At 59.0% G+C, this 23,340-nt stretch carries 19 protein-coding genes; 6 read left to right on the plus strand and 13 right to left on the minus strand.

What is annotated here, in order from left to right; all coding sequences use genetic code 11:
- Positions 1 to 363 precede the first annotated feature (363 nt).
- A complete protein-coding gene (locus tag H4684_RS21240) occupies positions 364 to 612 on the plus strand; it encodes an EamA family transporter (RefSeq protein ID WP_192623511.1) in 249 nt (82 codons plus the stop codon).
- Between the two features lie 148 nt (positions 613 to 760).
- A complete protein-coding gene (locus H4684_RS09210; protein ID WP_192623512.1) occupies positions 761 to 2,296 on the plus strand; it encodes an FAD-dependent oxidoreductase in 1,536 nt (511 codons plus the stop codon).
- Between the two features lie 486 nt (positions 2,297 to 2,782).
- On the opposite strand, the gene H4684_RS09215 is transcribed toward H4684_RS09210, so the two are convergent.
- The 4 genes from H4684_RS09215 to H4684_RS09230 are packed head-to-tail and all read right to left on the minus strand — an operon-like array spanning position 2,783 to position 4,773.
- Entirely contained in the window at positions 2,783 to 3,280 is a 498-nt protein-coding gene (locus H4684_RS09215) for an ECF transporter S component (RefSeq protein WP_092191608.1), read from the minus strand.
- Positions 3,277 to 3,873: a hypothetical protein gene (locus H4684_RS09220; RefSeq protein WP_192623513.1), complete on the minus strand. Its 597-nt coding sequence runs from the start codon at positions 3,871 to 3,873 to the stop codon at positions 3,277 to 3,279. Before H4684_RS09220 ends, H4684_RS09215 begins: the two co-directional genes overlap by 4 nt.
- Positions 3,861 to 4,379: a hypothetical protein gene (locus tag H4684_RS09225; protein WP_192623514.1), complete on the minus strand. Its 519-nt coding sequence runs from the start codon at positions 4,377 to 4,379 to the stop codon at positions 3,861 to 3,863. Before H4684_RS09225 ends, H4684_RS09220 begins: the two co-directional genes overlap by 13 nt.
- Positions 4,372 to 4,773, minus strand: a complete 402-nt coding sequence (locus H4684_RS09230; protein WP_192623515.1) for a hypothetical protein — start codon at positions 4,771 to 4,773, stop codon at positions 4,372 to 4,374. The genes H4684_RS09225 and H4684_RS09230 overlap by 8 nt, the downstream gene beginning before the upstream one ends.
- 71 nt (positions 4,774 to 4,844) lie before the next feature.
- Between H4684_RS09230 and H4684_RS09235 the strand changes: the two genes are divergently transcribed.
- Positions 4,845 to 5,261 (plus strand): NUDIX hydrolase, encoded by a 417-nt coding sequence (locus tag H4684_RS09235; protein ID WP_192623516.1) that lies wholly within the window; start codon positions 4,845 to 4,847, stop codon positions 5,259 to 5,261.
- Here H4684_RS09235 and H4684_RS09240 read toward each other — a convergent pair.
- From H4684_RS09240 to H4684_RS09255, 4 genes are all read right to left on the minus strand, one after another.
- A complete protein-coding gene (locus H4684_RS09240; RefSeq protein WP_092191618.1) occupies positions 5,258 to 5,824 on the minus strand; it encodes a TlpA family protein disulfide reductase in 567 nt (188 codons plus the stop codon). The two genes, H4684_RS09235 and H4684_RS09240, sit on opposite strands and share 4 nt — an antisense overlap.
- Before the next feature lie 12 nt (positions 5,825 to 5,836).
- Positions 5,837 to 6,589, minus strand: a complete 753-nt coding sequence (locus tag H4684_RS09245; protein ID WP_192623517.1) for a pseudouridine synthase — start codon at positions 6,587 to 6,589, stop codon at positions 5,837 to 5,839.
- Between the two features lie 98 nt (positions 6,590 to 6,687).
- Positions 6,688 to 7,443, minus strand: a complete 756-nt coding sequence (locus H4684_RS09250; protein ID WP_192623518.1) for a copper resistance protein NlpE N-terminal domain-containing protein — start codon at positions 7,441 to 7,443, stop codon at positions 6,688 to 6,690.
- Between the two features lie 9 nt (positions 7,444 to 7,452).
- On the minus strand, positions 7,453 to 8,070 hold the full coding sequence (locus H4684_RS09255) for a carbonic anhydrase (protein ID WP_092191624.1): 618 nt from the start codon (positions 8,068 to 8,070) through the stop codon (positions 7,453 to 7,455).
- 300 nt (positions 8,071 to 8,370) lie between these two features.
- Here H4684_RS09255 and H4684_RS09260 point away from each other — a divergent pair, with 300 nt between their 5' ends.
- Positions 8,371 to 10,155 carry a KamA family radical SAM protein gene (locus tag H4684_RS09260; protein WP_192623519.1) on the plus strand — a complete coding sequence of 595 codons (1,785 nt, stop codon included), beginning with the start codon at positions 8,371 to 8,373 and terminating at the stop codon, positions 10,153 to 10,155.
- Between the two features lie 325 nt (positions 10,156 to 10,480).
- Here H4684_RS09260 and H4684_RS09265 read toward each other — a convergent pair whose 3' ends face one another.
- The 5 genes from H4684_RS09265 to H4684_RS09285 form a co-directional block, all read right to left on the minus strand.
- Positions 10,481 to 11,632 (minus strand): ABC transporter substrate-binding protein, encoded by a 1,152-nt coding sequence (locus H4684_RS09265; RefSeq protein WP_192623520.1) that lies wholly within the window; start codon positions 11,630 to 11,632, stop codon positions 10,481 to 10,483.
- Between the two features lie 108 nt (positions 11,633 to 11,740).
- Entirely contained in the window at positions 11,741 to 13,825 is a 2,085-nt protein-coding gene (locus tag H4684_RS21135) for an ATP-binding cassette domain-containing protein (RefSeq protein WP_192623521.1), read from the minus strand.
- A complete protein-coding gene (locus H4684_RS09275) occupies positions 13,825 to 14,589 on the minus strand; it encodes an ABC transporter ATP-binding protein (protein ID WP_092191632.1) in 765 nt (254 codons plus the stop codon). Before H4684_RS09275 ends, H4684_RS21135 begins: the two co-directional genes overlap by 1 nt.
- Positions 14,576 to 15,574 carry a branched-chain amino acid ABC transporter permease gene (locus H4684_RS09280; protein WP_192623522.1) on the minus strand — a complete coding sequence of 333 codons (999 nt, stop codon included), beginning with the start codon at positions 15,572 to 15,574 and terminating at the stop codon, positions 14,576 to 14,578. Before H4684_RS09280 ends, H4684_RS09275 begins: the two co-directional genes overlap by 14 nt.
- Positions 15,575 to 15,864: 290 nt before the next feature.
- Complete coding sequence (locus H4684_RS09285; RefSeq protein ID WP_225940346.1) at positions 15,865 to 16,725, minus strand: branched-chain amino acid ABC transporter permease; 861 nt, start codon at positions 16,723 to 16,725, stop codon at positions 15,865 to 15,867.
- A gap of 790 nt (positions 16,726 to 17,515) precedes the next feature.
- Here H4684_RS09285 and H4684_RS09290 point away from each other — a divergent pair.
- Both H4684_RS09290 and H4684_RS09295 read left to right on the plus strand, forming a co-directional pair.
- The gene (locus H4684_RS09290) at positions 17,516 to 19,855 is read left to right on the plus strand and encodes a PAS domain-containing hybrid sensor histidine kinase/response regulator (RefSeq protein ID WP_192623523.1); all 2,340 of its coding nucleotides are present in this window, start codon (positions 17,516 to 17,518) and stop codon (positions 19,853 to 19,855) included.
- A 61-nt stretch (positions 19,856 to 19,916) separates the two neighbouring features.
- Positions 19,917 to 23,282, plus strand: coding sequence for a chemotaxis protein CheB (locus H4684_RS09295; RefSeq protein WP_192623524.1), 3,366 nt, complete (start codon positions 19,917 to 19,919; stop codon positions 23,280 to 23,282).
- Positions 23,283 to 23,340 lie beyond the last annotated feature (58 nt).

The following is a 23,340-nucleotide window of genomic DNA, read 5'->3' on the forward strand; positions in this document are numbered from 1 at the left end:
GCATCTGGCAGGAAAAGGTCGCTGGCTTGAACTAAATCCGACAGACCTGCACCCCGTTAAAAGGGCGACTGTCAGATCAAGTATGAACTACTACATTTAAGCATTGTTCGATTATTTAGACGGAGCTGAAATAATTGGGGATTCCCTATTCCATCCGGTACGCGGAAGATGACGTCGAGTTCCAGAATAAACACAACATAAAGGGGGCGCCAAATATCCTGGTGGACGGTGAAATGATCTTCAGGGGAATGCATACTATTTCCGATCTGAGGGCGTACTTCAAGAAGAATACTTGAACATCTTACCGACAGTGCATGCAACCTCTCGGCGAAAGGTTGCAGCACTGTCAGGACGTTTAAACTGATGTCATGGTTCTTATGTTTAAAATCGTTTAATGTCAGAATTACGTCAGGATTCATGGGAATTATGCCGCTAAGTGGTCTGCTTGCATCGTATTTTTGGCTTGGAAATCAATTTTACTGGATACATCACGTTGGTTTTGCGTTGGTCCTTGGGGGCATTGTGATGGTAAACTGGGCTCACTGGATTCGTAAGGAAGAGGCTAAGCGCACGCAGCAAGAATATACTCAATTCCACGCTTGCCCTTGCTGATGACACATATGGCCGCCATCAATATCGTCATTACGGAAAAACTGATCAATTAAAATATTCGATAATAATGATATAGTTGCTTGCTTCAAGGCGGAGGTCAACCAATCGGAAGAACGAAAAAGGCCAGAACGGCAAGGGGATAAAAACCATGAACAGCAATTCCGGACAAACCACATCGATCTGGATGGCAACAGGGCAAGAGCCTGAATCAACTCCGCTGAGCGAGAATATGCATGCTGATGTGTGCATTGTTGGCGCCGGGATAGCGGGAATGACGACCGCATACTTACTGTCACGCACGGGCAGGACAGTGATTGTCCTGGATGATGGGCACATTGGGGGAGGGATGACGGAGCGTACGACGGTGCATCTTTGCAATGCGATTGACGATCGCTACTTCGAGATTGAGCATCTTCACGGCGAAAAGGGGGCGATATTGGCGGCCGAGAGTCACACTGCGGCGATCGATTGCATTGAGGCCATTGTCGTTGAAGAAGGAATTGACTGTGAATTCGAACGCCTCGATGGTTACCTCTTTGTCCCGCCGAATGGCTCTAAAGATGTGCTCGAACGTGAACTTAACGCAGCACATCGCGCCGGACTCACGGATATTGACCGCGTCGGGCGGGCACCAATCGATGACTTCGACACCGGTATGTGCTTGTGCTTTCCGAGGCAGGCCCAGTTTCATCCCATGAAGTATCTGGAAGGGCTAAAGCACGCTATTGAGCGCAACGGTGGGCGCATCTTCACTGGGACGCATGCCGGAAAAATTGAAGATGGAGCGCGGATTGAAACAGACAGTGGGTTCGCTGTTACTGCCGATGCGATTGTCATGGCTACCAATACTCCAGTCAATGATATTGTTACAATTCACACCAAGCAGTATTCTTATACAACATATGTTATTGCAGCGAGGATTCCCCGTGGATCTGTTACAAGAGCGCTCTACTGGGATACGGACGATCCGTATCATTATATCAGGGTGCAGAGTGTTTCAGCCCAGGATGGAGACGATTACGATCTTCTGATCGTCGGCGGCGAAGATCACAAATCGGGACAGGCTGACGACGGCGACCAGCGCTACGAAAATCTTGAAGGCTGGGCACGGGAGCGATTCCCGATGATTGAGAATATAGAAATGCGCTGGTCAGGTCAGGTCATGGAGCCTGTTGATGGCCTGGCTTTCATCGGGCGCAACCCCGGAGACCAAAACGTCTACATCATAACGGGTGATTCGGGGATGGGCATGACGCATGGCACCATTGGCGGAATTCTTGTCACGGAATTGATTGTGGGGGACCCGTGCCCTTGGGAGTCGCTTTACGATCCTTCACGAATCACTCTGCGCACTTCTCTTCAATATGCCCGGGAGAATATCAATGTCGCCGTGCAGTATTTCGAGGGCTATTTGAGCGGTGGTGACGTTGACTCGCCCGAAGAGATTGCTCCCGGAGAAGGCGCGATCGTTCGTCGGGGAATTGCGAAGGTTGCTGTCTACCGTGATGAGGAAGGAACCCTGCATGAACGCTCGGCCGTGTGCCCACATCTCGGAGGTATCGTCAGTTGGAACACTTCGGAGAAAACCTGGGATTGTCCGTGTCACGGTTCACAATTCGACAGCTATGGCAGGGTCATTACCGGGCCGGCGAACAGTGACCTTGGGAGTGCGAAGGACGAGTAGGAGATTGAGCGGAAAACACACACGGGCTTTTCAGGAATCGGGAGTTTTGCTGCCGGACGAGGCTCGCGAAGTCACCTTCCCTCACGGGGTGCCTGTTCGCATGATAGAAAGCGAAGAGGCTGCGGAATCAGCCGAACCAGTCCTGAAAAAGCCGGCCGCCGAGCCCGAAAAAGAACAGGCGCGTAAATCCTGGACCCCTGGGGAAAATCTCTTAACTTCATCGTCGTCCGCGGATACCAGTTGAAGGCGCGCGGGAGCCTATCAAAAGGGGGGATCGTGGATCAGGCCGATATCGAAAGGTTATTGCATGAAAACGCTTGAAACTGTGCTTTCGCAGCTGAGTAATCTGTATGAATTCAACAAAAAGTTGAAGTCATGTACATTACAAAGTTTGAGTCGGATCAGAACCGAAAATCATCCTCGCCCGATAATGACGATCCGGCCCCTGCTTCATCCCGGCACGTCACTGTCGAGTAGTCACATGAATCAGATCATTCCCGTCTTTCTGAGCGCCGTGGCCGCGAACACGCCGCCTATCGCGCCGCCCACGGCCTGGATCACGTTGGGCAGGATCTCCGCCACCGCGCCCTGCAGGCCAATGTTGGGCATCAGCGTCTCTCCGATGAAATAGGCTCCGACCATGGCCAGTCCGCCCAGCCCGAGCATGATGTAGCGGGCGGTTCCGGTCCTGCTTGCGGCCACCGCCGCCAGCGCTCCTTCCGCGCCCTTGGCGACAAGCGTCAGGGGCGCGAAGACCGCGAACCCGCCCAGGATGTCGGCCAGGGCCGAACCGATGCCGCAGGCGCCCAGCGCCCAGATCACGCCCTGTCTCGGGTTCATGAAACCAAGGACCAGTCCGCCGAATACCACGGCCACGTCTCCCACGTTGAAATACCCCCGGCTTGGCAGCGGGATGCGCACGAAGAGGGTGGTCAGGCAGGTCAGGGCCACGATGGACAGGGCGGCGATCTTGATGTTTTTCATCTCTCTTTCCTCAGGTATCTGGTGCGGTGGTCAAACAGGGCCTGGGTCTTTTCGGCCTGGTCGTAAATGCTGATGTAGGCGGCCACGATGACCGCGCAGAGCCGCTGGAACCTGCTCCAGCGTCGGCCGTCGAAATGCGGGGTCAGGTCCATGAAAAAGCGGTAACGGTGCAAGAGGGGAGTACATTTTTCCATCACGGCCTTCAAGACGATGGCGTTGCGTCGCCCTCCCGCGCCAAGGGGGAGATGGACGAGGTCGCGAAAGGTGATGGCTTCAAGGCCGATCTTCACCGCCAGGAAGGAGTTGGGAAAGACCACGGCTTTTATGAGTGAATCATGAATCCAGTCATTGCGGCCGAGCAGCTCGGCCCACTGAAAAATCGCGCCGAAAAGGATCAGGGACAGCACGAACGGCAGAATGAACCACACGGCCTGCATGGTTCCCTTAAGGCCATTCCTCCAGACGCTGACAGCCAGGAATGCAAGCAGCAACCCGGCCTGCAAGTCCACCTGCTCATATCCGGCGCCGAAGACGAAAAAGCGGAAATAGGCCCCGAGCAGACCGAAGATGGCGAGCAGTTTCAACGTGGCCATAGCTGTGTGATCCTCAGGTTGACGTCCGTTCCCTGCTGCCTGTCGAAGCGCAGTTCGAAGCCGTGGGAAAATTCGGCGCATCTCTCGCGACGCGGCAGATGTGAGACCTGCACGACCCAGTCGAATCCGGGCAGGTTCAGGGCCTGCATTTGCTCATCGCTGACATATTTATCGAACTCATCGAGAATGATGAGCTCCCGGCACCCGCTGGTCCTGACCCAGGCCACGGCCATGTCCGCCAGGGTTTCGGGGACATCGTGCCCCAGCAGCGCAAGCGTGGTGCGGATGGTGTTTTGCTGCAGATCCATGTCCTGGGCCAGATAGAGCAGGCTGTGCTTCCCGCGCAGGCTTGGGATGAGGACATGCTCCACAAAGGTGCTCTTGCCCGCGCCGTTGTCGCCGCTCAGATACAGGCAACTGTGCCTCGGCAGCGCAAGCGCGCGGTCCAGGATGAAGCTGAGCCCCGCGTGCGGGACGGAATATGTCTGGGCGGCAAGTTCAAGCATGATCGGCCACGGGTTTGGGTCCTTCTTCGGTCAGGAAAAATAGCGAGGCGTCCGGAATAAGGGCGGCGAACCTGTCCAGAAGCAGTTCGCGGTTGCGCGGGGACAGGGTCTCAAGCACACGGACCAGCAGGATGGAGAGCCTTTCTTTTGGGAGCAGGTGCATGAGCAGCAGGCAGCAGATGATGCTCTGCTCGCCGCCCGAATAGGACGAAAGCTTGCGGCCGCGCTCCAGTTGCAAGCCAAAAAGCGCGCACTCCCGGGAGATGTCGGAAAACAGTCCGTCGTCCGCTCCGAGGAGCAGGATTTCATCCTCCAACGTGGTGCCCACGAAGAGATTGTGCGTGTCGATGACGCAATGGTCATGGCCATATTCCGTCAGGATCGCGAAGCTCATGGGCGTTCCTGTGGCCAGGCGGGCCTTGTTTTGCTTGACTGGGGCAGGCGGTGGTGCAAAAGAGTTGTCCCATGATAAAATACAGTATCGAATGCTGGCTCTACAATGATCTGGAAGATAGGTTTCTGTTGCTGCGCTGCCCCGTGACCCATCGCCACGACGAATACTGGCAACCCGTCACCGGGGGCCGTGGCCCTGACGAACCCTGTGTCGAGGCCTGTCTGCGTGAAGTCCTGGAAGAGACGGGCGTCACGCTGAGCGAGGAGCAGCTTGAAGTCGTCATTCCGGAATTTTCTTTTTGCATCCCCGACGCGCGCATCGAGCTGCGCAAGCCCATCTATCTGGCTCGCGTCAGGATCGAGCAGGTGGTCCTCTCCGCGGAACATATCGGTTATTACTGGTTTGACGCCCGGGATGTCGATTCCCAGCTGCACTGGGATTCCAACCGGGAATCGTTTCGTCAGGTTTTGGCCCACACCCGTTCCTAATCGACCTTCGCTTTGGACAGGGCTTCCAGATAGGTTACGATCTCAGGCGCATCCCACTGGGCCATGCCCGTATGTCCGAAGACCACCCGGCCTGTGCGGTCGAAGATATATGTCGTCGGCAATCCTTCAGGATCCAGCTCCGGCGGCACGGACGAGGTGAAGACGTAGAGGGGCATGGTCAGGGATTTTGCCAGCGGGTCCCGGCGCACTTCCTCCAGGGTTTCCTTGCTGATGCAGAGCACTTGAACCCTGTCGTCGTCCTGAAATTTCTTCCACAGATTCTCCAGAAAAGGCATCTCCGCCCGGCACGGCGGGCACCAGGTGGCCCACAGATTGATGACCACGACCTTGTCGCGCAAGTCTTCGAGGGCAAAGCTTTTTCCCTCAAGATCGGTAAAAGTTCCGCGCAGGTCGCCCAGGAGTGTCATGCGCGGCAGGGCTGGGGCCTCCTCGGCCGAGTTGACGCCGCTCACCAGCAGCAGGGCCGCTCCGGCCTCCAGAAGCAACAACAGCAGGACCGAGCACAAAAATCCGGCAATGGGTTTGCTTGCGATGCTATTCATGCGTCTCCGGGGTCAGCCAAGACCACGGCTTGATTTCAGGATCTGGATTTCGGCGTCGGTCAGTGCGCGCCATTTTCCGGGTTCAAGGCTCCCCAGGTGCAACGGTCCGAGTTCGACGCGGCGCAGGCGCAGGATGGTCAGCCCCAGATCGCGGCACATGCGGCGGATCTGGCGGTTTACTCCCTGGCGCAGGGTCATGCGCATGAGCGTTGCCCCATTGGCGTCGGGGGCCGTATCGACCTCCACCGGAGCCAGCCGTTCCCCTTCCTGCAGACGCATGCCCTGGCGCATGATGTTCAGGGATTTTTCCGTCACCGCCTCGCGCACCAGGACCTCGTATTTCTTGGCGTGCTCGTAGCTGGGGTGTGTCAGGCGCAGGGTCACCTCACCGTCATTGGTCAGGAGCAGCAGGCCCTCGGACATGTAATCGAGCCGTCCCACGGGAAAGAGCCGCTGCGTGCGCAGCTCTTCAGGCAGCAGATCGACGACGGTCTTGCGGCCCTGGGGATCGTTGACCGTGGTCACGGTGTGCACGGGCTTGTGCAGCATGATGTAGGAACAGGAAGCGTCCTGCTTGGCCATGACCACGGCTCCGTCAAGGAGCACCGTGTCCTGGCCGGGTACGACCCTGGTTCCGGGTTCGCGCTGGATGAGTCCGTTCACGCAGACTCGTCCACTCTGGATCAGGGCGTCGGCTCCACGGCGGGAGGCCAAGCCGGCATCGGCAATATATTTGTTCAAACGAACGGGGCTGTTTTCTGGCATGGGCGAACAAATAGGAAGATCGTGAGCACAGGGCAAGCAAAAAGGCGCGTCGGCACTAAAAACCAGGGGCTCCATGCGGAGCCCGCGTCTTCGGTGTGTCAGGGAACAGCCATGAATCTGGCCAAGGGAGCCATGCGGGCCTTGTGCAGGGCAAGAGTTTTCCCATCGCAGGCGAAATTGTCCGTCATGGCCAGCATCTCGAAAAACTCCTGCTCCATATCCATGTCCGGACAGGCCATCATGGTGCTGGCCAGGTTCGTGAAACGGATACGGTTGCCGGCCTTCAGTTCATAGGGGCCGCTGATGCTGTTGCAGCCGCCGAAACCCGAGATGCGTCCCTCCTTGGAATGAAGGTGGATGAACGGAACACGTTCATTCTCCGTCACGGGCTTCCCAAAGAGTTCCACCAATCTCCAGCGGGTATCGAGAATGCATTTTCCCGTCAGGTCCAAAGCCGTGGCGGCCTGCTTGCGCAGCTGGTAGTTTTCGGCCAGGTCGCCGGTGATGACTCCGCCGGTCATGTCGAGATGGAACAGGACGTTTTCGCCGACCTTGTAGGCGGGGGACTTGTCGTCGTCCAGAATGATGGCAGCTCCGTCGGGGCTCCAGGAAAAAACGCCCTTTTGTTCAAAGGTCCCGTCCTTTTTGTCCTCGTAACGGGTCACGAGTACATAGGTCTGGTCCGGGTTCAGGGTCATGGTGGTGTGGATGCCGGGGCAATCGGCGCAGGGCAGGGTGCCAACGTAAATTCCGGCCCAATCAAGTGAATCGCGGCTGGAATGCTCTCCGCGCGCATGCATGCAACCGAGCAGCGCCGTGCAGGCGAAAATTGCCAACAGGATCATTTTTTTCATTGTATTTTCCTATAGTTTTGGCTGCAATGCGGCTGCAATGCCTTCCTCTTCCTGCCTGTCCGGGCCGCGCGTGATGCACAGGTCATGGATCAGGCCGTTCGAAACGGAGTAGATCCAGCCGTGCAGATAGAGGTTGCGGCCACGCTGCCACGCCTTGCGCACGATGCTGTTCAGGGCCAGGTTGCGGATCTGCAGCTTGACGTTGAGTTCGCACATGTCGTCGAGGTTCGGCCGACCCTTGCGTTCCATCAGGTCATGCACGTTCTCCAGCCAATGGGCCAAAAGGCCCGGGGTCTGGTCTTTCATGACCGCCTCGATGCCGCCGCAGCCGTAATGGCCGCAGACGATGATGTGCTTCACCTTGAGCACGTCGATGGCGTATTGCAGGACGCACATCAGGTTTATGTCGGTATTTATGACCTGGTTGGAGATGTTGCGGTGCACGAAGACCTCGCCGGGCATGACCCCGATGAGCTGGTCGGCGGGCACCCGGCTGTCGGAACAGCCTATCCACAGAAATTTGGGCCTGTGCTGGTTCTCCAGCTTGCGGAAGAAGCCGGGAATGTTCTTTTCGACATTCTGGGCCCATATCTTGTTGTTATCAAGCAGTTTGCTGATTTCTTTCATTTTCGTCCTGTCATGAGGGTTTGGGTGTCACATGTAACTACCCATTTAGGACCCGAGGCGCAACGCTTCGTGTCGGGGGTGAAACATGAGGCCGTGCGGGTGGACCGGATGGTCCGGATGGTGTAGACAAAAAACAGGATCAATTTTCGGAGAAGTCCGGCTCCCGCGCCGGCACACCCTGCCTGCCCCGTTCCGGGGTCGGCGGTCCCGCCACTCCCCGCGCCGTTCCATCAAGCTCCCGCTCCACCGGAACAGGCGTGGTTTGTTTGTTTCCGACATACCTGCGAGGTGGACATGATCATGAACAGCTCTCGATGGTGCGCTGACGTTTTTCGGGAGGACCACCGACGAGTCCTCGCTTCCGTGCAGAACGCCGCCGATCTGGATGCCGCGCGCAAGGCTTTTTACCACTACGTGACCGAGCGTCAGTACGAGATTCATTTCGACGAGCCGGAACACTCCTGCTTCGAGATGGCCGTGGCCCGCGATTGTGCCCGGGTCCTGCGTTCCGTTCTGGCCGGGAGTTCCGATGCCCGGGTCGGCTTCAGCGTGACCCAGGCCCTCTGGGACCTCTCGCGGGGGATCGCGCGCCCGGATCTGTCCCGGGCCTTCTTCGCCGAATTCTCCCACCTGCTGCACGGGTTGAACGGGACTCCCGAAGGTATCGGGCTCGACGCTTCGGCCTTGGGCGACATCAGCGGCCGCGAGGCGGCTCTGATCAGGTCCCGGGAGCTCGATCGAATATGGGAGGGCATCGAGGCGGCCATGGCGCGCTACCAGAGCGGATTGGAGCCCGAGGCCATGAAACGTCGGGACCAGCGACGCAGGCGGGTCCAGGAGGCCTTGGGCGCCACCGATCAGCAGTGGGGGGACTGGCGCTGGCAGGTTCGCGCCATCATCGAGGATTCCGAACGCCTGGCGGCGGCAGTGACCCTGCGGGAACACGAGCGCGCGGCCGTTGAGCGGGCGGTGGGCTCCGGACAGCCCTTCGGCATCACGCCCTATTACGCCTCCCTCATGGACGATGATCCCGAATCCGGACGCGATCGGGCCGTGCGCGCCCAAGTCATCCCTCCCGTTTCCTATGTGGACTGCATGGCCTTTCACGGTGACAGGCGCGCCGAGGCCTTCGATTTCATGCGCGAGGCCGACACCTCCCCCGTGGATCTCGTCACGCGCCGCTATCCGGCCATAGCCATACTGAAGCCCTTCAACACCTGTCCACAGATCTGCGTGTACTGCCAGCGCAACTGGGAGATCGAACGGGCCATGGCTCCCGGTGCCATGGCCTCCAGGGCGGATCTGGAAAAGGCCCTGGGCTGGATCAGGGAGCATCCGGCCATCAAGGAAGTACTGGTCACGGGCGGAGATCCCCTGGCCATGGGCGACGGTCCCCTGGAGCGTATCATGAGGGGGGTCGCCGACATCCCGCATGTGGAGCTCATCCGTATCGGCACGCGTACGCCCGTGACCCTGCCCATGCGCATCACTTCCGCTCTGGCCCGTATGCTCGGCTCCTTCCGCGAGCCCGGTGTGCGCGAGGTCTGCCTGGTGACCCATGTGGAGCACGTCTCCGAGGTCACGCCCGAGTTCGTGGCGGCCGTGGATCGCCTCAGGCGAAGGGGACTGAGCGTCTACAACCAGCTCGTCTTCACGTTTTACGTCTCCAGGCGCTTCGAATCCGCGGCCCTGCGGCGACTGCTGCGCAAATGCGGGGTGGAGCCCTATTACACCTTCGCGCCCAAGGCCAAGGAGGAGATGGACGAATACCGCGTGCCCATCGCGCGCATCATGCAGGAACAGCAGGAGGAGGCACGGCTCTTGCCCGGCATGCGTCGCACCGACGCGCCCGTGTACAACGTGCCGGGTCTGGGCAAGAACCATCTGCGCGCGGCCCAGAACCGCGACGTGGTTTCCATTCTCCCGGACGGCTCGCGGGTCTACGAGTTCCACCCCTGGGAGAAGAACATCGTCGAACGCGACTCCTACATCGGGCAAGACGTGCCGATTCTTACATATCTGGAGCGTCTGGCTGCCATCGGTGAGGATCCGGCGGAGTATTCGAGCATCTGGTATTATTACTAGGCCGAAAAAAGCCTCCCCTGGAAAGAGGAGGCTTCATGTGCCTGCGGGAGGCCGTGCCGATGATGGGCCGTGGTGTGAAGTCAGAAAGGCATGGATTCCCGCCTTCGCGGGAATGACGCTGATGCGGGGCGCTCCGCCTGTGCATCATCCCGCGAAACAGGGTCCATCAGGATCAGCGGGGCCCCTGCCTTTTGTGAGACCTTGGAACGGCTGTTCACGTTTCGCACGTTGAACGCGAAACAACGATGTCATCCCCGCGAAGGCGGGGATCCATGCCTTTCAACCGCGCCTTCTCTTCGGCAGGATGCCTTTTAGCCCATCCGCATCAATCCGCCAGGACGAACTTGCCGTCCCTGACCTGGACCATGACCATGGAGTCCACGTCCAGGCCGTTGTGATCCTCGGGGGTCAGGTTGTAGATGCCCGAGATGCCGACATAATTCTGAGTGCTCTCGATGGCTGCGCGCAGGGCTTCGGGTTCGGTGCCGGCCTTTTCGATGCCCTTGGCGATGAGCATGATGGCGTCCCAAGCGTAGCCCGAGTGGGTGTTGATGGGGAACTGTTTGTCGTAGCCCTTCTCAATGTACAGCTTCACGAATTCCTGGATACCGGCCTTCTGCGGATCCGTGTCCGGCAGCTCGTCCACGACCATGAGCTTGGTGGCGGGCATGCGGTTGCCTTCGCTCGCGGGCCCGGCCAGCTCGATGTACTTGGGATCGGGCAGGCCGTGGCACTGGAAGAGGGGCAGGTCGATGCCAAGCTGAGCCACGTTCTTGGCGCTGATGGCGCCGGCCGGGCCGGTGGTCCAGACCACGAGGGCCAGGGGGCCTGCGTTCTTGGCCTTGGTCAGCTGGGCAGTCATGTCGGTGTCGCGGGCGCCGAAGGATTCCTTGATGAGGATCTCGATGCCGAATTCCGGGGCAAGCTGCTCCATCCAGCGCATGCCGTCCTTTCCGAAGCCGTCGTCAGCCGAGAGCAGGGCGATCTTGGTCAGACCCTTGTCTTTGAGATAGGTGAAGAGGCGCTCAACCGCGATCTTGGAACGCTGGGGCGATTTGAAGACCCAGTCGAAGGGGCCGAACTTGCCGCCCATGATGACCGGATCACCACCGACGGTCATGACGATGGGGATCTTGGCGGAGTGGATGATTTTCTTCACGTTCATGCCCGTGTCGGTCAGGGTCGGTCCGACCAGAGCCACGACCTTGTCCTTGTAGATGAACTTGGTGGCGATATTGGCGGATTTGGCCGGATCTCCCTCGGTGTCGGCGATGATCAGCTCGATCTGCTTGCCGCCGACCCCGCCCTCGGCGTTGATCTTGTCGACCAGCATCTCGGCGACCAGCTTGCTGGGTGTGCCTATGAACGACGCCCGACCCGACAGGTCGAAAAAAGCGCCCAGCTTGATGGTGTCCTCGGCCAGGGCCGGGGAAGCCAGCAGCATGAGACAGCTCAGAAAACCGAAAATCTTGCGCATGTCATTTTCTCCTCTTCAGATTGATTGATGCCGTGATGGCCCGGTCTTGGCTGACTGTTGAAATATTCAAAATCCGCAGGCCGCTGTTTTTTGAGCGACCTGCTGAAATCAAACGATCTCGTCCTGAATCCGGCTGTCGAAAACCCGTTGGCTCTTGCGTTCCGAGCGGGGCAGGCTGCCGTAGTCCACCAGCTCCAGGTCCACCGTGACCATGAGCTGTTTCTTTATCTGATGTCCAGCCTCATGCGCCAGTTCCGGTCCGCGGCCCGCGGGGACGCCCTCGGCGCGCTCGATCACAAGGCGCAGACTGTCGCGGCCCCCGTCGTCTCGGGTCAGGTGGATCTGGTATTCGGAACCAAGGCCGGGCACCCCCGAAAGGATTGTGTCGATGGAGCTGGGGTAGATGTTCACGCCCCTGAACTTGATGGTGTCGTCGGAGCGGCCCTTGATGCGCGAATGCCGTGGCATGATGCTGCCGCAGGTGCACGGCTCGGGGATGATGCGCGTGATGTCGCGGGTGCGGTAGCGGATGAGCGGCGCGCCCTCCTTGCACAGGGTGGTGATGACCATCTCGCCCCATTCGCCGTCGGGCAGGGGCCTTAGCGTTTCAGGGTCGAGGATCTCCATCAGGTAGTAGTCGCTCCAGTAATGGATGCAGTCGTGATCGGAGCATTCGATGCCCGCGCCCGGCCCGTAGAGCTCGGTCAGGCCGGTGATGTCGAAAAGCTCGGCCCCGCCGAAGAGTTCGGAGATCTTCTTGCGCATGGAGCGGCTGGAGCGCTCGGAGCCGTAGATGATCTTCCTGACCGCGATCCTGTCCGCGATGCCGCGCTTGTGGATCTCCTCGGCCATGAGCAGCGCCATGGATGCCGTGGAGCAGAAGACCGTGGACTGAAAGTCGAGCAGGAACTGGATGTGCATGTCGATGTTGCCGGGCCCTACCGGCACGGCCATGGCACCGACCTTCTCGCAGCCGAGTTGAAAGCCCATGCCCGCCGTCCAGACTCCGTAGCCTACGGCGATCTGGACCCGGTCCAGGGTATTGACTCCCGCGCTCTGGTAGCAGCGGGCGAACATGTCGGTCCAGTCGTCCAGATCCTTTTGCGTGTAGCAGAGTACCTTGCGCTTGCCCGTGGTCCCGGAACTGGCATGCACGCGCACAAGCTGCTCGAAGGGCACGCTTTTGAGCGGGAAGGGATAGCCGTCGCGCAGATCGTCGGTGGTCGTGAAGGGCAGGCGCTGCAGGTCGTCGAGGCTCTGGATCGAATCGGGCGTGATCCCGGCCGCCTCAAGCTTGGCGCGGTAGGCCGGAGAGCCTTCGAAGGCATGGCGCACCGTCCATTTGAGGCCCTTGAGCTGATGGGCCTTGAGTTCGTCCGTAGAGTTGAAGGAGGGCATGAAGTTTTTGTGCATGGGAGGTTTCTCCAGACGGATATTGGTCAGCCCGGCCGCACCCAGGCGGCTGGCGGAAGGGTTGTCGTGACTGGCCGCGCCCAGGAAGGCGGCGCGCAGGGACGGGTCCAGGAGCAGGTCGCGACTCTTGCCCTGCTCGACAATGCTGCCCCCGGCCAGAAGATAGGCCGTGTCGGAGGCGGACAGGGCGCGGGCGGCGTTCTGTTCGACAATGAAGATGGTCGTGCCCGCGCGGGCCAGCTGGTGGATGATGGAAAAAATTTCGTCGGTGATGAGCGGGGCCAGGCCCAGACTCGGCTCGTCCAGAAGCAGCAGGCGCGGCGCGGCCATCAGCGCCCGGCCCATGGCCAGCATCTGCTGTTCGCCGCCGGACAGGGTTCCAGCAAGCTGTTGCCGCCGCTCCTTGAGCTTTGGAAAACGGGCGAAAATCTCTTCCATACGCCTGGTTTCCTCGGCCCTGGCCAGATTCAGGGGGATGGCTCCGAGTTGCAGGTTTTCAAGCACCGAGAGCTGGGCGAACACTTCGCGCCCTTCGGGGGACAGGGCCAGACCGTGGCGGACCATGCGCGCCGGGCTTGAGCCGGTCACGGTCTTGCCGTCGAGGAGGATCTCTCCGCCCGTGGGCCTCACCAGACCCATCACGCATTTGAGCAGGGTGCTCTTGCCCGCTCCGTTGGCCCCGACCAGGGCCACGGTCTGACCGGCCGCGACCTCCATGTCGATGCCAAACAGGGCCTGGGCCGCGCCGTAGTGCGCCGTCAGATTCTTTATGGTCAGCATCAGGCCGTGGCCTCCATTCTTCCAAGATAGGCTTCAAGCACCAGCGGATTGCGGCGGACTTCGTCGGCCGTGCCCGTGGCGATGCAGCATCCGCTGTCCAGGACCACCACCAGATCGGCTATGTTCATGACCAGATCCATGTCGTGTTCGACCAGTAAAATGGTGTGGCCCGCGCGGCGCAGGTTTCGAAGCTGCTCGCCCACGGCAGCGGTTTCCTCGGCGTTGAGCCCGGCCACGGGCTCGTCCAGGAGCAGCAGCTTAGGCCTGCCTACAATGGCCCGGGCCAGTTCGACCCGCTTCTTGTCGCCGTAGGCAAGCACTCCGGCAGGCCAGCCGGCCTTGTCGGCCAGTCCGAACTGGTCCATCGCCTCAAGGGCCCTGAGCCGCAGCCGACGCTCGCGGTGTCGCAGATAGGGCAGGCGCAGCATGGCCATGAACATGGACTCACCCCCTTCTCGGGTCAGGCCGGTCAGCACGTTGTCCAGCACCGAAAGACGCGGAAAAAGACGCAGGTTCTGGAAGGTGCGATGAATGCCCAGGCGCGTGATGCGGTGCGCCGGAAGCCCCGCGATTTCCTGATCCATGAAGCGGATGGACCCGCTCGTGGGGGAGAGCACGCCGGTCATGCAGTTGATGAGCGTGCTCTTGCCCGCGCCGTTGGGACCGATGAGCGCGGTCAGCTGTCCGGCGGGCACGCTCATGCACACGTCCTGCAGGGCGGGCAGCCCTCCGAAAAATTTGTTCAAACCGTCAAGCCGCAGCATGGTCGCGCCTCCACAGGGCCATCCGCACCCGGATCATGTCAGTCAGGCCCGTGATCAGGCCCTGGGGCAAAAACATGAGCACCAGCACGAGAATGCCGCCGTGCACGAAGTCCTTGTAGGTGTCGAAGATCTCCATCCATTCCGGCAGCAAGGTCAAAAAGGCCGCGCCGAAAACCGAACCCCAAATGGAGCCCATCCCGCCGACTACGACCATGATGACCATGTCCGTGGAGGTGAAGATGCCGAAGGTGTCCGGGCTCACGTAGGAATAGCAGTGCGCGAAGAGGCTTCCGGCCAGGGATGCGAGCACGGCCGAGAGCACAAAGACCTTGACCTTGGCGGAGCGGGTGTCGACGCCCAGGCTGGCCGCCGCCGTCTCGTCTCCGGCCAGGGCGGCCAGGCCCCGCCCCACGCCGCTGCGCACCAGATTGAGGCACAGCAGCAGGCAGACCATGGTGAAGCCCCACAGCAGATAGTGCAGGCTGACCGGGTCATCGAAGACCACGTCGGCCACGGACAGGCTGGGGATGCCGGCGAATCCGCTGGGTCCGCCGGTGACCTCGTCCCACTGCAACAGGACGGTGTGCACGACGTAGTTCAGTCCGAGGGTGGCCATGGCCAGATAGTGGCCGGAGAGGCGCAGGACAGGGATGCCCACGGCCAGGGCGACAAGGCCCACCAGCGCCGCGACCAGAAACATGGACGGCCAGGGGGGCAGGCCGAAGGTGACGGTGGCGATGGCCGAACCGTAGGCGCCAAGACCGAAGAACGCGGCATGCCCAAGGGAGATCTGTCCGGCATAGCCGATGAACAGGTTCAGGCCCAGCACGATGATGGCGTTGATGGCGATGAGATTGGTCAGGCCCAGGGTGTAGGGGTTGTCCTCGATGTAGGGGAAGAGGATCAGAGCCGCGGCCATGAGGGTTGCGAATAGGCCTGTCCGGTGCAGGGAGAGGAAGTAGAGAAGGTTTTGTCTGCCGGTCATGAGCGTCCTTGAAGAATGGTGTCGTCTGGGCCGGGAAAGTATAATCGATTTGGCCGGGGGTAAAGTCCGAAGTATAGAGCTGATGGTGAGCGGCTTGCCGGGATGGGTTTTCCGGCGGCCGAAACTCCCTCGCGGGCCTCGTAACGTTCAACCGTTGCGTGCAGGGCCTGAAATTGGTGCAGTTCGCTCGGCAACGGTTCAACGAACGATGCCTGGCTCGGTCAGACAGTCGGCCACCGGAAAACCCATCCCGGCAAGCCTTGGACATGCGCCACGAATTGGAAAAAAAACTATTTCCCCAAAAAACCCTTGGGGCGGACGAAGAGGACCAGGAGCAGGACCACGAAGGCGACGACATCCTTGTAGGCGCTGGAAAGATAGCCCGCCGAGAGGGATTCCAGCAGTCCAAGGCCCAGGCCGCCGAGGATGGCTCCGGGGAAGGAGCCGAAGCCGCCGAGAATGGCGGCGGCGAAGCCCTTGAGGCCCAGCAGCACCCCCACGTCGTAATTGAGGGTGGTTATGGGCGTGACCAGCACTCCGGCCAGGCCGCCCAGGGCCCCGGCGATGGCGTAGCTGGTCAGGCGGATGCGGCCCGAGGCTATGCCGACCACGGCCGCGGCCGTAGGATTGGAGGCCACGGCGCGCATGCACAGGCCCAACGACGTCTTGTGGAAGAACCACGTCAGAATGGCGATGGCCACGACGGTCAGGCCCAGAATCCACAAGGCCTGCGGCAGCACGCTCGCGCCCAGGATCTGGACCGGGACGTCCGGGGTCAGCGGGGGGAGCGCCATGCGGTTCTTGCCCCATACGATCTTTATGATGCCGCGCAGGATGATGGACAGACCCACGGTCAAAAAGATGAGCACCAGATGGTTGTCCGATCTGGCCGGACGCAATCCCACCCGTTCGACGACCATCGCCACAAGGGCCACCAGACAGACTGCCAGGACGAGCGCCGGGACGGTCGGCAGGCCGAGGGCGAAGAGCGCCGAGAACATGAACATTCCGCCCAGGGTGACGAAATCGACCTGGATGAAGTTGACGATGCCCATGGTGTTGCTGACCACGCAGAAGCCCAGCGCAATGAGCGCATAGATGGCTCCGCCCGTCAGGCCGCTGAAAATATACTGCAGGAGATCCGTGTACAAAATTGTTTCCAACTGCTTGAAATGTGAAGGTGAGGCAACGTAGTCGAGAAGCAGCCGAATTTCAAGGATCATCGCCTGCCTGAAACTGCGCAACTTCGCCGGGTTCCACAGGTCCGAATCGACTTGCCGGGCCTGATCCGGAAATTGGCGACACGAGAGTCATGGTTCCGAGACGATGCAGGGCGATGATAATGCGCATTTTTTTTGTCCTACATATAATGTATGACACTGCCGTGGATGAATTTTTGGGTTATCAAAAGTTGCTATTGAGGTTTTTCTGAGAGCAACGCTAATTTGTCCTGAAGAAATGGCCCTGAAAAAAGTTCTCTAGGATAAATGTTTTGACTTCCCGAGCATCCTGGGAAAAAATGTCATACATAAAATGCTTGCCCGCAAAAAGTCGGCTACTATAAAATAGTCATAGGCGTTTTTCGGTTTTAAATCATGCTGTTCGTCTGTTTGACATCGTTATTCAAGACGTCACTGCAAAAAGTCGTCATTCCCTTGAACAAAGGGAGCCAAGTCTTTTTAACTCTTTGAAAAGAATGGATTTTCCTCTTTGAGGCGAATGGCACTCAGGTTCTCGTGTGACTTTTGCAGTGTCGTCATTCGAGCTTGGAGTCGAGGGGTAGGACAAGAAAGCGGCCATCAGTGATTTCTATCTGGGGTTCTTGTCGCAGGTTCATTTTTTTACAGCGAGGCGTGTTTGGAACCATTCTCTGTTTTTTGCCGAAAAACTTCTAATATTTGGAGCCCATGATGGTGATGTCGCAGCTTTGCGGAGCCTTCCATGGCTCTTGATCCGACTTCTCGCCAAGTCTCGCAGCTCCACGGCTTGCAGGATGTGGACGATCTTCTGGTGAGCGCCCCCATCGGTGTGTTCTCGTCCACCCCGGAGGGCCGCTACCTCTTCGTAAATCCGGCCTGGGCCAGGATGTTTGGTTACGAATCGCCCGAGGATGTCCTGGCCTCGATTACCGACATCGCGTCGCAGCTTTACGTCGACCCGGCCGAAAGGGAGGAGTTCAAGCGCCTGCTTGAGCTTCATGGCGAAGTCGTCAACTTCGAAAGCAGGTTCAGGCGCCGGGACGGTTCCCTTGTCTGGGCATCCAGAACCGCCAGGACCGTGCGCAACGCCCAGGGCCAGGTCTCCCATTATCAGGGATTCACGACGGACATCACAGCACGCAAGCAATCAGAAGCGGCCCTGCAAAAACAAAAGGTAATGCTGGAGCATCTGTTCGAGAGTTCTCCGGAGGCCATCGCCATTGTCGATAACGAAGGCAGCGTTCTGCAGATCAACAAATCCTTCGTCAATCTGTACGGTTACGCTTGGGAAGAGGCTCAGGGCAGGCAGATAAACGATCTGATTTGCCGGGGGAGCCATCATGACGAAGCGGGAAAATATTCGGATCGTGTTTTCAAAAAAGGCGAAATCATCGAGACGGAAACGGTACGCTGCAAAAAAGACGGCACCCCCCTCGATGTAGTCCTCATAGGCTATCCCATTCTCTTCGATGATAACATCATCGGCGCCTACGCCATTTACCGCGACATCACGGATCGGAAACGCACCGAGGAGTCGCTCCTTGAGAGCGAGGCGCGCTTCAAAGCCCTGCACAATGCCTCTTTCGGAGGTATTACAATCCACGACAAGGGCATCATTCTCGATTGCAATCAGGGTTTGTCAGACATCACCGGCTACCGCGTGGACGAACTGATCGGCATGGACGGTCTCAATCTTATCGCCGAAAGGTCACGGGCGCTGGTCATGGCGAACATCCTGACCGGTTATGAAGAGCCGTACGACGCATACGGCGTGCGTAAAAACGGCGAGGAATATCCGTTACGCCTTGAGGCCAGAAACATCCCCTACAAGGGAAAATCGGTCCGCAGCGTCGAGTTCAGGGACGATACGGCCCGCAAACAGGCCGAGATGGAACTGATCAGGGCCAAGGATGCCGCCGAAACCGCGAACAAGGCCAAGAGCGAATTTCTGGCCAACATGAGCCACGAGATCCGCACTCCGCTCAACGGCATCATGGGACTCATGCAGCTTTTGCAGACCACGCGCCTGGACGACGAGCAGCGCGAGTTCGTTTCCATGGCTATCAGATCCTCGGACCGCCTGGCACGACTGCTGACCGATCTGCTCGACATCTCCAAGATCGAGGCGGGCAAGATGGAGGTCGTCGAGGAGGATTTCAGCCTGCGCGAGCTGTGTGATTCCGTGACCGAACTTTTTGCCGTCAACGCCGCCGAGAAAAATGTTTCGCTTGAGTATGTCATCGATCCCGCGCTGCCGCCGGTATTGGTCGGCGGCGTGGCCAGACTGCGCCAGATTCTTTTCAATCTGGTCGGCAACTCTCTGAAGTTCACCGATCAGGGCAAGGTCCGATTGGAGATGGTCCCGCTTGCTTCCTTACGTGATGACGAGCAGCGGCTTCTTTTTTCCGTTTTCGATACGGGAATCGGCATCCCGGAGGACAAGCTCGAATACCTGTTCAGGCCTTTTGCCCAGGTCGAAGGCTCCTACACCCGCAAGTATCAGGGCGCGGGGTTGGGGCTGGCCATCGTGCGCAGGCTGGTCGAGCTCATGCGTGGGCACATATACCTTGAAAGCGTTCTCGGCGAGGGCACCGAGGTGCATGTGGTCCTGCCGTTTAGACCCATGAACAGAGGCGCCTGCGCAAAGGTGCGCGTTGAACCGCCCGTAAAAGTCTGCACGGGTTTGCACGTCCTGCTGGTGGAAGACGATTTGTCCAATCAGATCACCACCCGCAAATTGCTGGAAAAGTCAGGACATGCGGTGACCCTGGCCGAAAATGGCAGCCAGGCTCTGGAACGCCTGCGCGAGGGGGACTTCGACATTGTCTTCATGGACATCCAGATGCCCGTCATGGGCGGCCTTGAAGCCACCCGGGCCATTCGCGGTGAGCCCGAACTGGCCTTGCGCAAGGACATTCCCATCATCGCCCTGACCGCCTACGCCATGGCCGGTGACAGGGAGAAGTTTCTTGATTCGGGCATGGACGATTATCTCTGCAAACCGTTCAGCCGCGAGAATCTGGATGGGATGATCGACAAGCATGCTCGCATGGGCGCGTTGCGTTCCTTGGAAAATCTTTAGCACTACCGTTTATCCGGCTTCCTTGAAGCCCATCGTATAATCTTTTGCACGAGGTCACTTGATGCCCAGAAAATATTCCCCCAAGCCGAAAATGCCCGCATCAGCCAATTCCTCTGCCATGCGGCCCGTGATCAGGCCATCGCTGTATGTGGCGGTGGGAGCCTCGGCGGGGGGCCTTGAGGCCATCGAGGCCTTTTTTACGGGCATGGCCTCGGACAGCGGCATGGCCTTCATCGTCATCCAGCACCTTTCCCCTGACTACAAGAGCCTGATGGTCGAGATCCTGTCCAAGAAAACCAGGATGAAGGTGCACCGGGCCGAAGAGGGCATGCCCGTCATGCCGGATAACGTCTATCTGATCCCGCCCAAGAAGAACCTGACCATATTTCACGGCAAGCTGCTCCTGAACGATCAGGAGCACGTCAAAGGCACCATCAATCTGCCCATCGACATTTTCCTGCGCTCCCTGGCCGAGGATCAGGGGGACAAGGCCGTGGCGGTCATCCTCTCGGGATCGGGCAGCGACGGCATGCGCGGGGTCCGGGCAATCAAGGAATTCGGCGGCATGGTCATGGTCCAGAGCGAAAGCACGGCAAAATTCGACAGCATGCCCCGGGCCTCCATCTCCACGGGCCTTGTGGACTTCATCCTGCCGCCCGAGGAAATGCCCGAACGACTGCTGTCCTATGCCAAGCATCCCTTCGTCATAAAAGCCGAGCGCTCGGAGACCGTCATCAGCGACGAGGACGCCCTGACCCGCATCTTCGCCATCCTGCGCGACAAGTTCAAGGCGGACTTCACCTATTACAAGCCCAGCACCGTGACCCGGCGCATCGAACGCCGCATGTCCATCAATCGCATCGACGAGATTCGCGATTACGTGGCCTTCATGCAGAATTATCCCGGCGAGGCGGGTACGCTCTTTCGCGAGTTTCTGATCGGCGTGACCAGATTCTTTCGCGATCGTGAGGTGTTTGATCTGCTCAAAGAGAACTGGCTGCCCGATATTCTGGACCGCGCCTCCGGAAAGGAGAGCCGGTTCTGGATCGCCGGGTGTTCCACGGGCGAAGAGGCCTACACCCTGGCCATCCTGGCCAAGGAGTACATGCTGCAATCGGGAATCAACCGCGACCTGAAAATCTTCGCCACGGACATCGACCGCGACGCCGTCCTGTTCGCCGCCAACGGTGTCTACCCCGACAGCATCGCCGCCGATGTGCCCCAGGAACTGCTGAGCAAGTATTTCTACCGCAAGCAGGACAGCTACCAGATTTCGCGCAACATCCGCGAGATGGTCGTCTTTGCGCAGCACAACCTTATAAAGGATCCGCCGTTCACCAATATCGACCTCGTCTCCTGCCGCAACCTGCTCATTTATCTCCAGCCTGTCTTGCAGCGCAAGGTGCTTGAGTTTTTCAATTTTTCGCTCAATGCCCAGGGCGTTCTGCTGCTCGGCACCAGCGAGACCATCGGCGAGATGGGCGATTGCTTCGAGAGCCTCGATCACAAAAACAAGATCTACCGCACCAGGGGACGCTTCAAGCACAGCATCGATGCCCGCGAACTGCCCCAGGCACCGAATTCGACCTACCGCGAGCTGGAAACCCGTTTTCCGGTGGCGCGCAGGGATCTTCACGTCGGCGACGAGCGCATTCTGGAGCGTTTCCTGGAAGCCCTGAGCGCGGACAATTTTCCGCTGGCGGTTGTCGTCAACGAGCAAATGGAAGTGCTGCACATCTTCGGGGATACACAAGGGTATTTCAAGCTGCCCTCCGGCAAGCTTTCGCGGGACATTTCCAAGATGGCTGCCAAGGATCTGGCCATTCCCCTTTCCACTGGCATTCAGAAGGTTTTCCGCAAGAACGAGGCGCTTCGTTTTTCCAACATAAAGCTGCGCGACATGGAAACGCTCAAGATCGTGGACCTGCGAATTTTGCCCCTGCCCCGCAAGAAAGGTCAGGAGCCCCTGGTGGCCGTCTTTCTGGAAGAGGTCGAAAGGCCCGACATTCTGGACAAGACCCAGGGCATCCAGGCCTACGACCTGTCTCTTGAGGCCGAGCAGCGGATCACCGACCTGGAGCAGGAACTGCAGTTCACCCGCGAGAATCTGCAAGCCACGGTGGAGGAGCTGGAAACAGCCAACGAGGAATTGCAGGCCACCAACGAAGAGCTTCTGGCCAGTAACGAGGAGCTGCAATCGACCAACGAAGAGTTGCAATCCACCAATGAGGAGCTTTACTCCGTCAACTCCGAATATCAGTCCAAGATCGTGGAACTGAGCGAGCTGCACAATGACGTGGACAACCTCCTGAACGTCAGCCAGATCGGGCAGCTTCTGCTGGACGAGAACATGGAGATCAGGCGCTTTTCGCCCAAGGTCGCCGATGTGTTCAAGGTGCTCGCCTCGGATGTGGGGCGGTCCCTGTCGGACATTTCGCATCAGCTGGAAAATATCGATCCGGTCCGGATCATCGAGACGGTGCACAAGGCAGGCAGAATGGCCGAGCACGAGGTTCGCGCCAAGGATGGCCGCTGGTATCTGATGCGGGTAATTCCTTACTCCGTGGGGCCAAAGGTTTTCTCTGGCACCCTGGTCTCCTTTGTGGACATCACCCGCATCAAGCTCGGGGAGGAAGCCCTGCGCGCGAGTGAGGAAGAATTCCGGGCCCTCTTTGAAACCCTCCCGCTTGGCGTGGTCTACCATGAGGCCGATGGTTCCATTATCTCCGCCAACAACGCGGCGGCTCGCATACTTGGCCTCTCCCTGGATCAGATAATGGGCAAGACAACCATGGACCCGCGCTGGAAGATGATCCGCGAGGACGGCTCCAGCGTGTCCGGAGAGCACCATCCGGCCATGATCGCCCTTCGCACAGGACACAGGGAAGGGCCGGTGGTGCGCGGGGTTTTTCACCCCGAAAAGAACGCCTACATCTGGCTCTCCATAACAGCCATCCCCCTGTTCCAATCCGGCGCGAGCATGCCTACGCAGGTCTATGCGACATTCGAGGACATAACCGAGAAACGTCAGACGGAGCAGGACTATCAGGCCCTTTTCCGGGAAATGTTCAACGGATTTTCGTTGCATGAAATCATCTGCGACGAAAGCGGCAAGCCCGTTGATTACCGCTTCCTGGCCGTCAATCCGGCTTTCGAGAGGATGACGGGCCTTAAAAGCGAACAGATCTTGGGCAAGACGGTTCTTGAAGTCATGCCGGACACGGAAAAGTTCTGGATCGAATCTTTTGGAGAGGTGGCGTTGAGCGGCAAGCCCACAAGGTTTGAAAAACATTCCTCGCAACTCGGCAAGAGTTTTCAGGTCACCGCCTTCAGACCGGCGCGCAATCAATTTGCCTGTGTTTTTGCCGAAGTCACGGGTGGTGATGAGGCCGGAAAATCAGCTCATCCGGATGACAGGGACTCTTGACCGCCGCTTTGGGCTGAGCATTTCTTCAGTTGTCTGAACATGATAACCGCCAATCAGG

The sequence above is a fragment of the Desulfomicrobium macestii genome, from assembly GCF_014873765.1.
Lineage (GTDB): Bacteria > Desulfobacterota > Desulfovibrionia > Desulfovibrionales > Desulfomicrobiaceae > Desulfomicrobium > Desulfomicrobium macestii.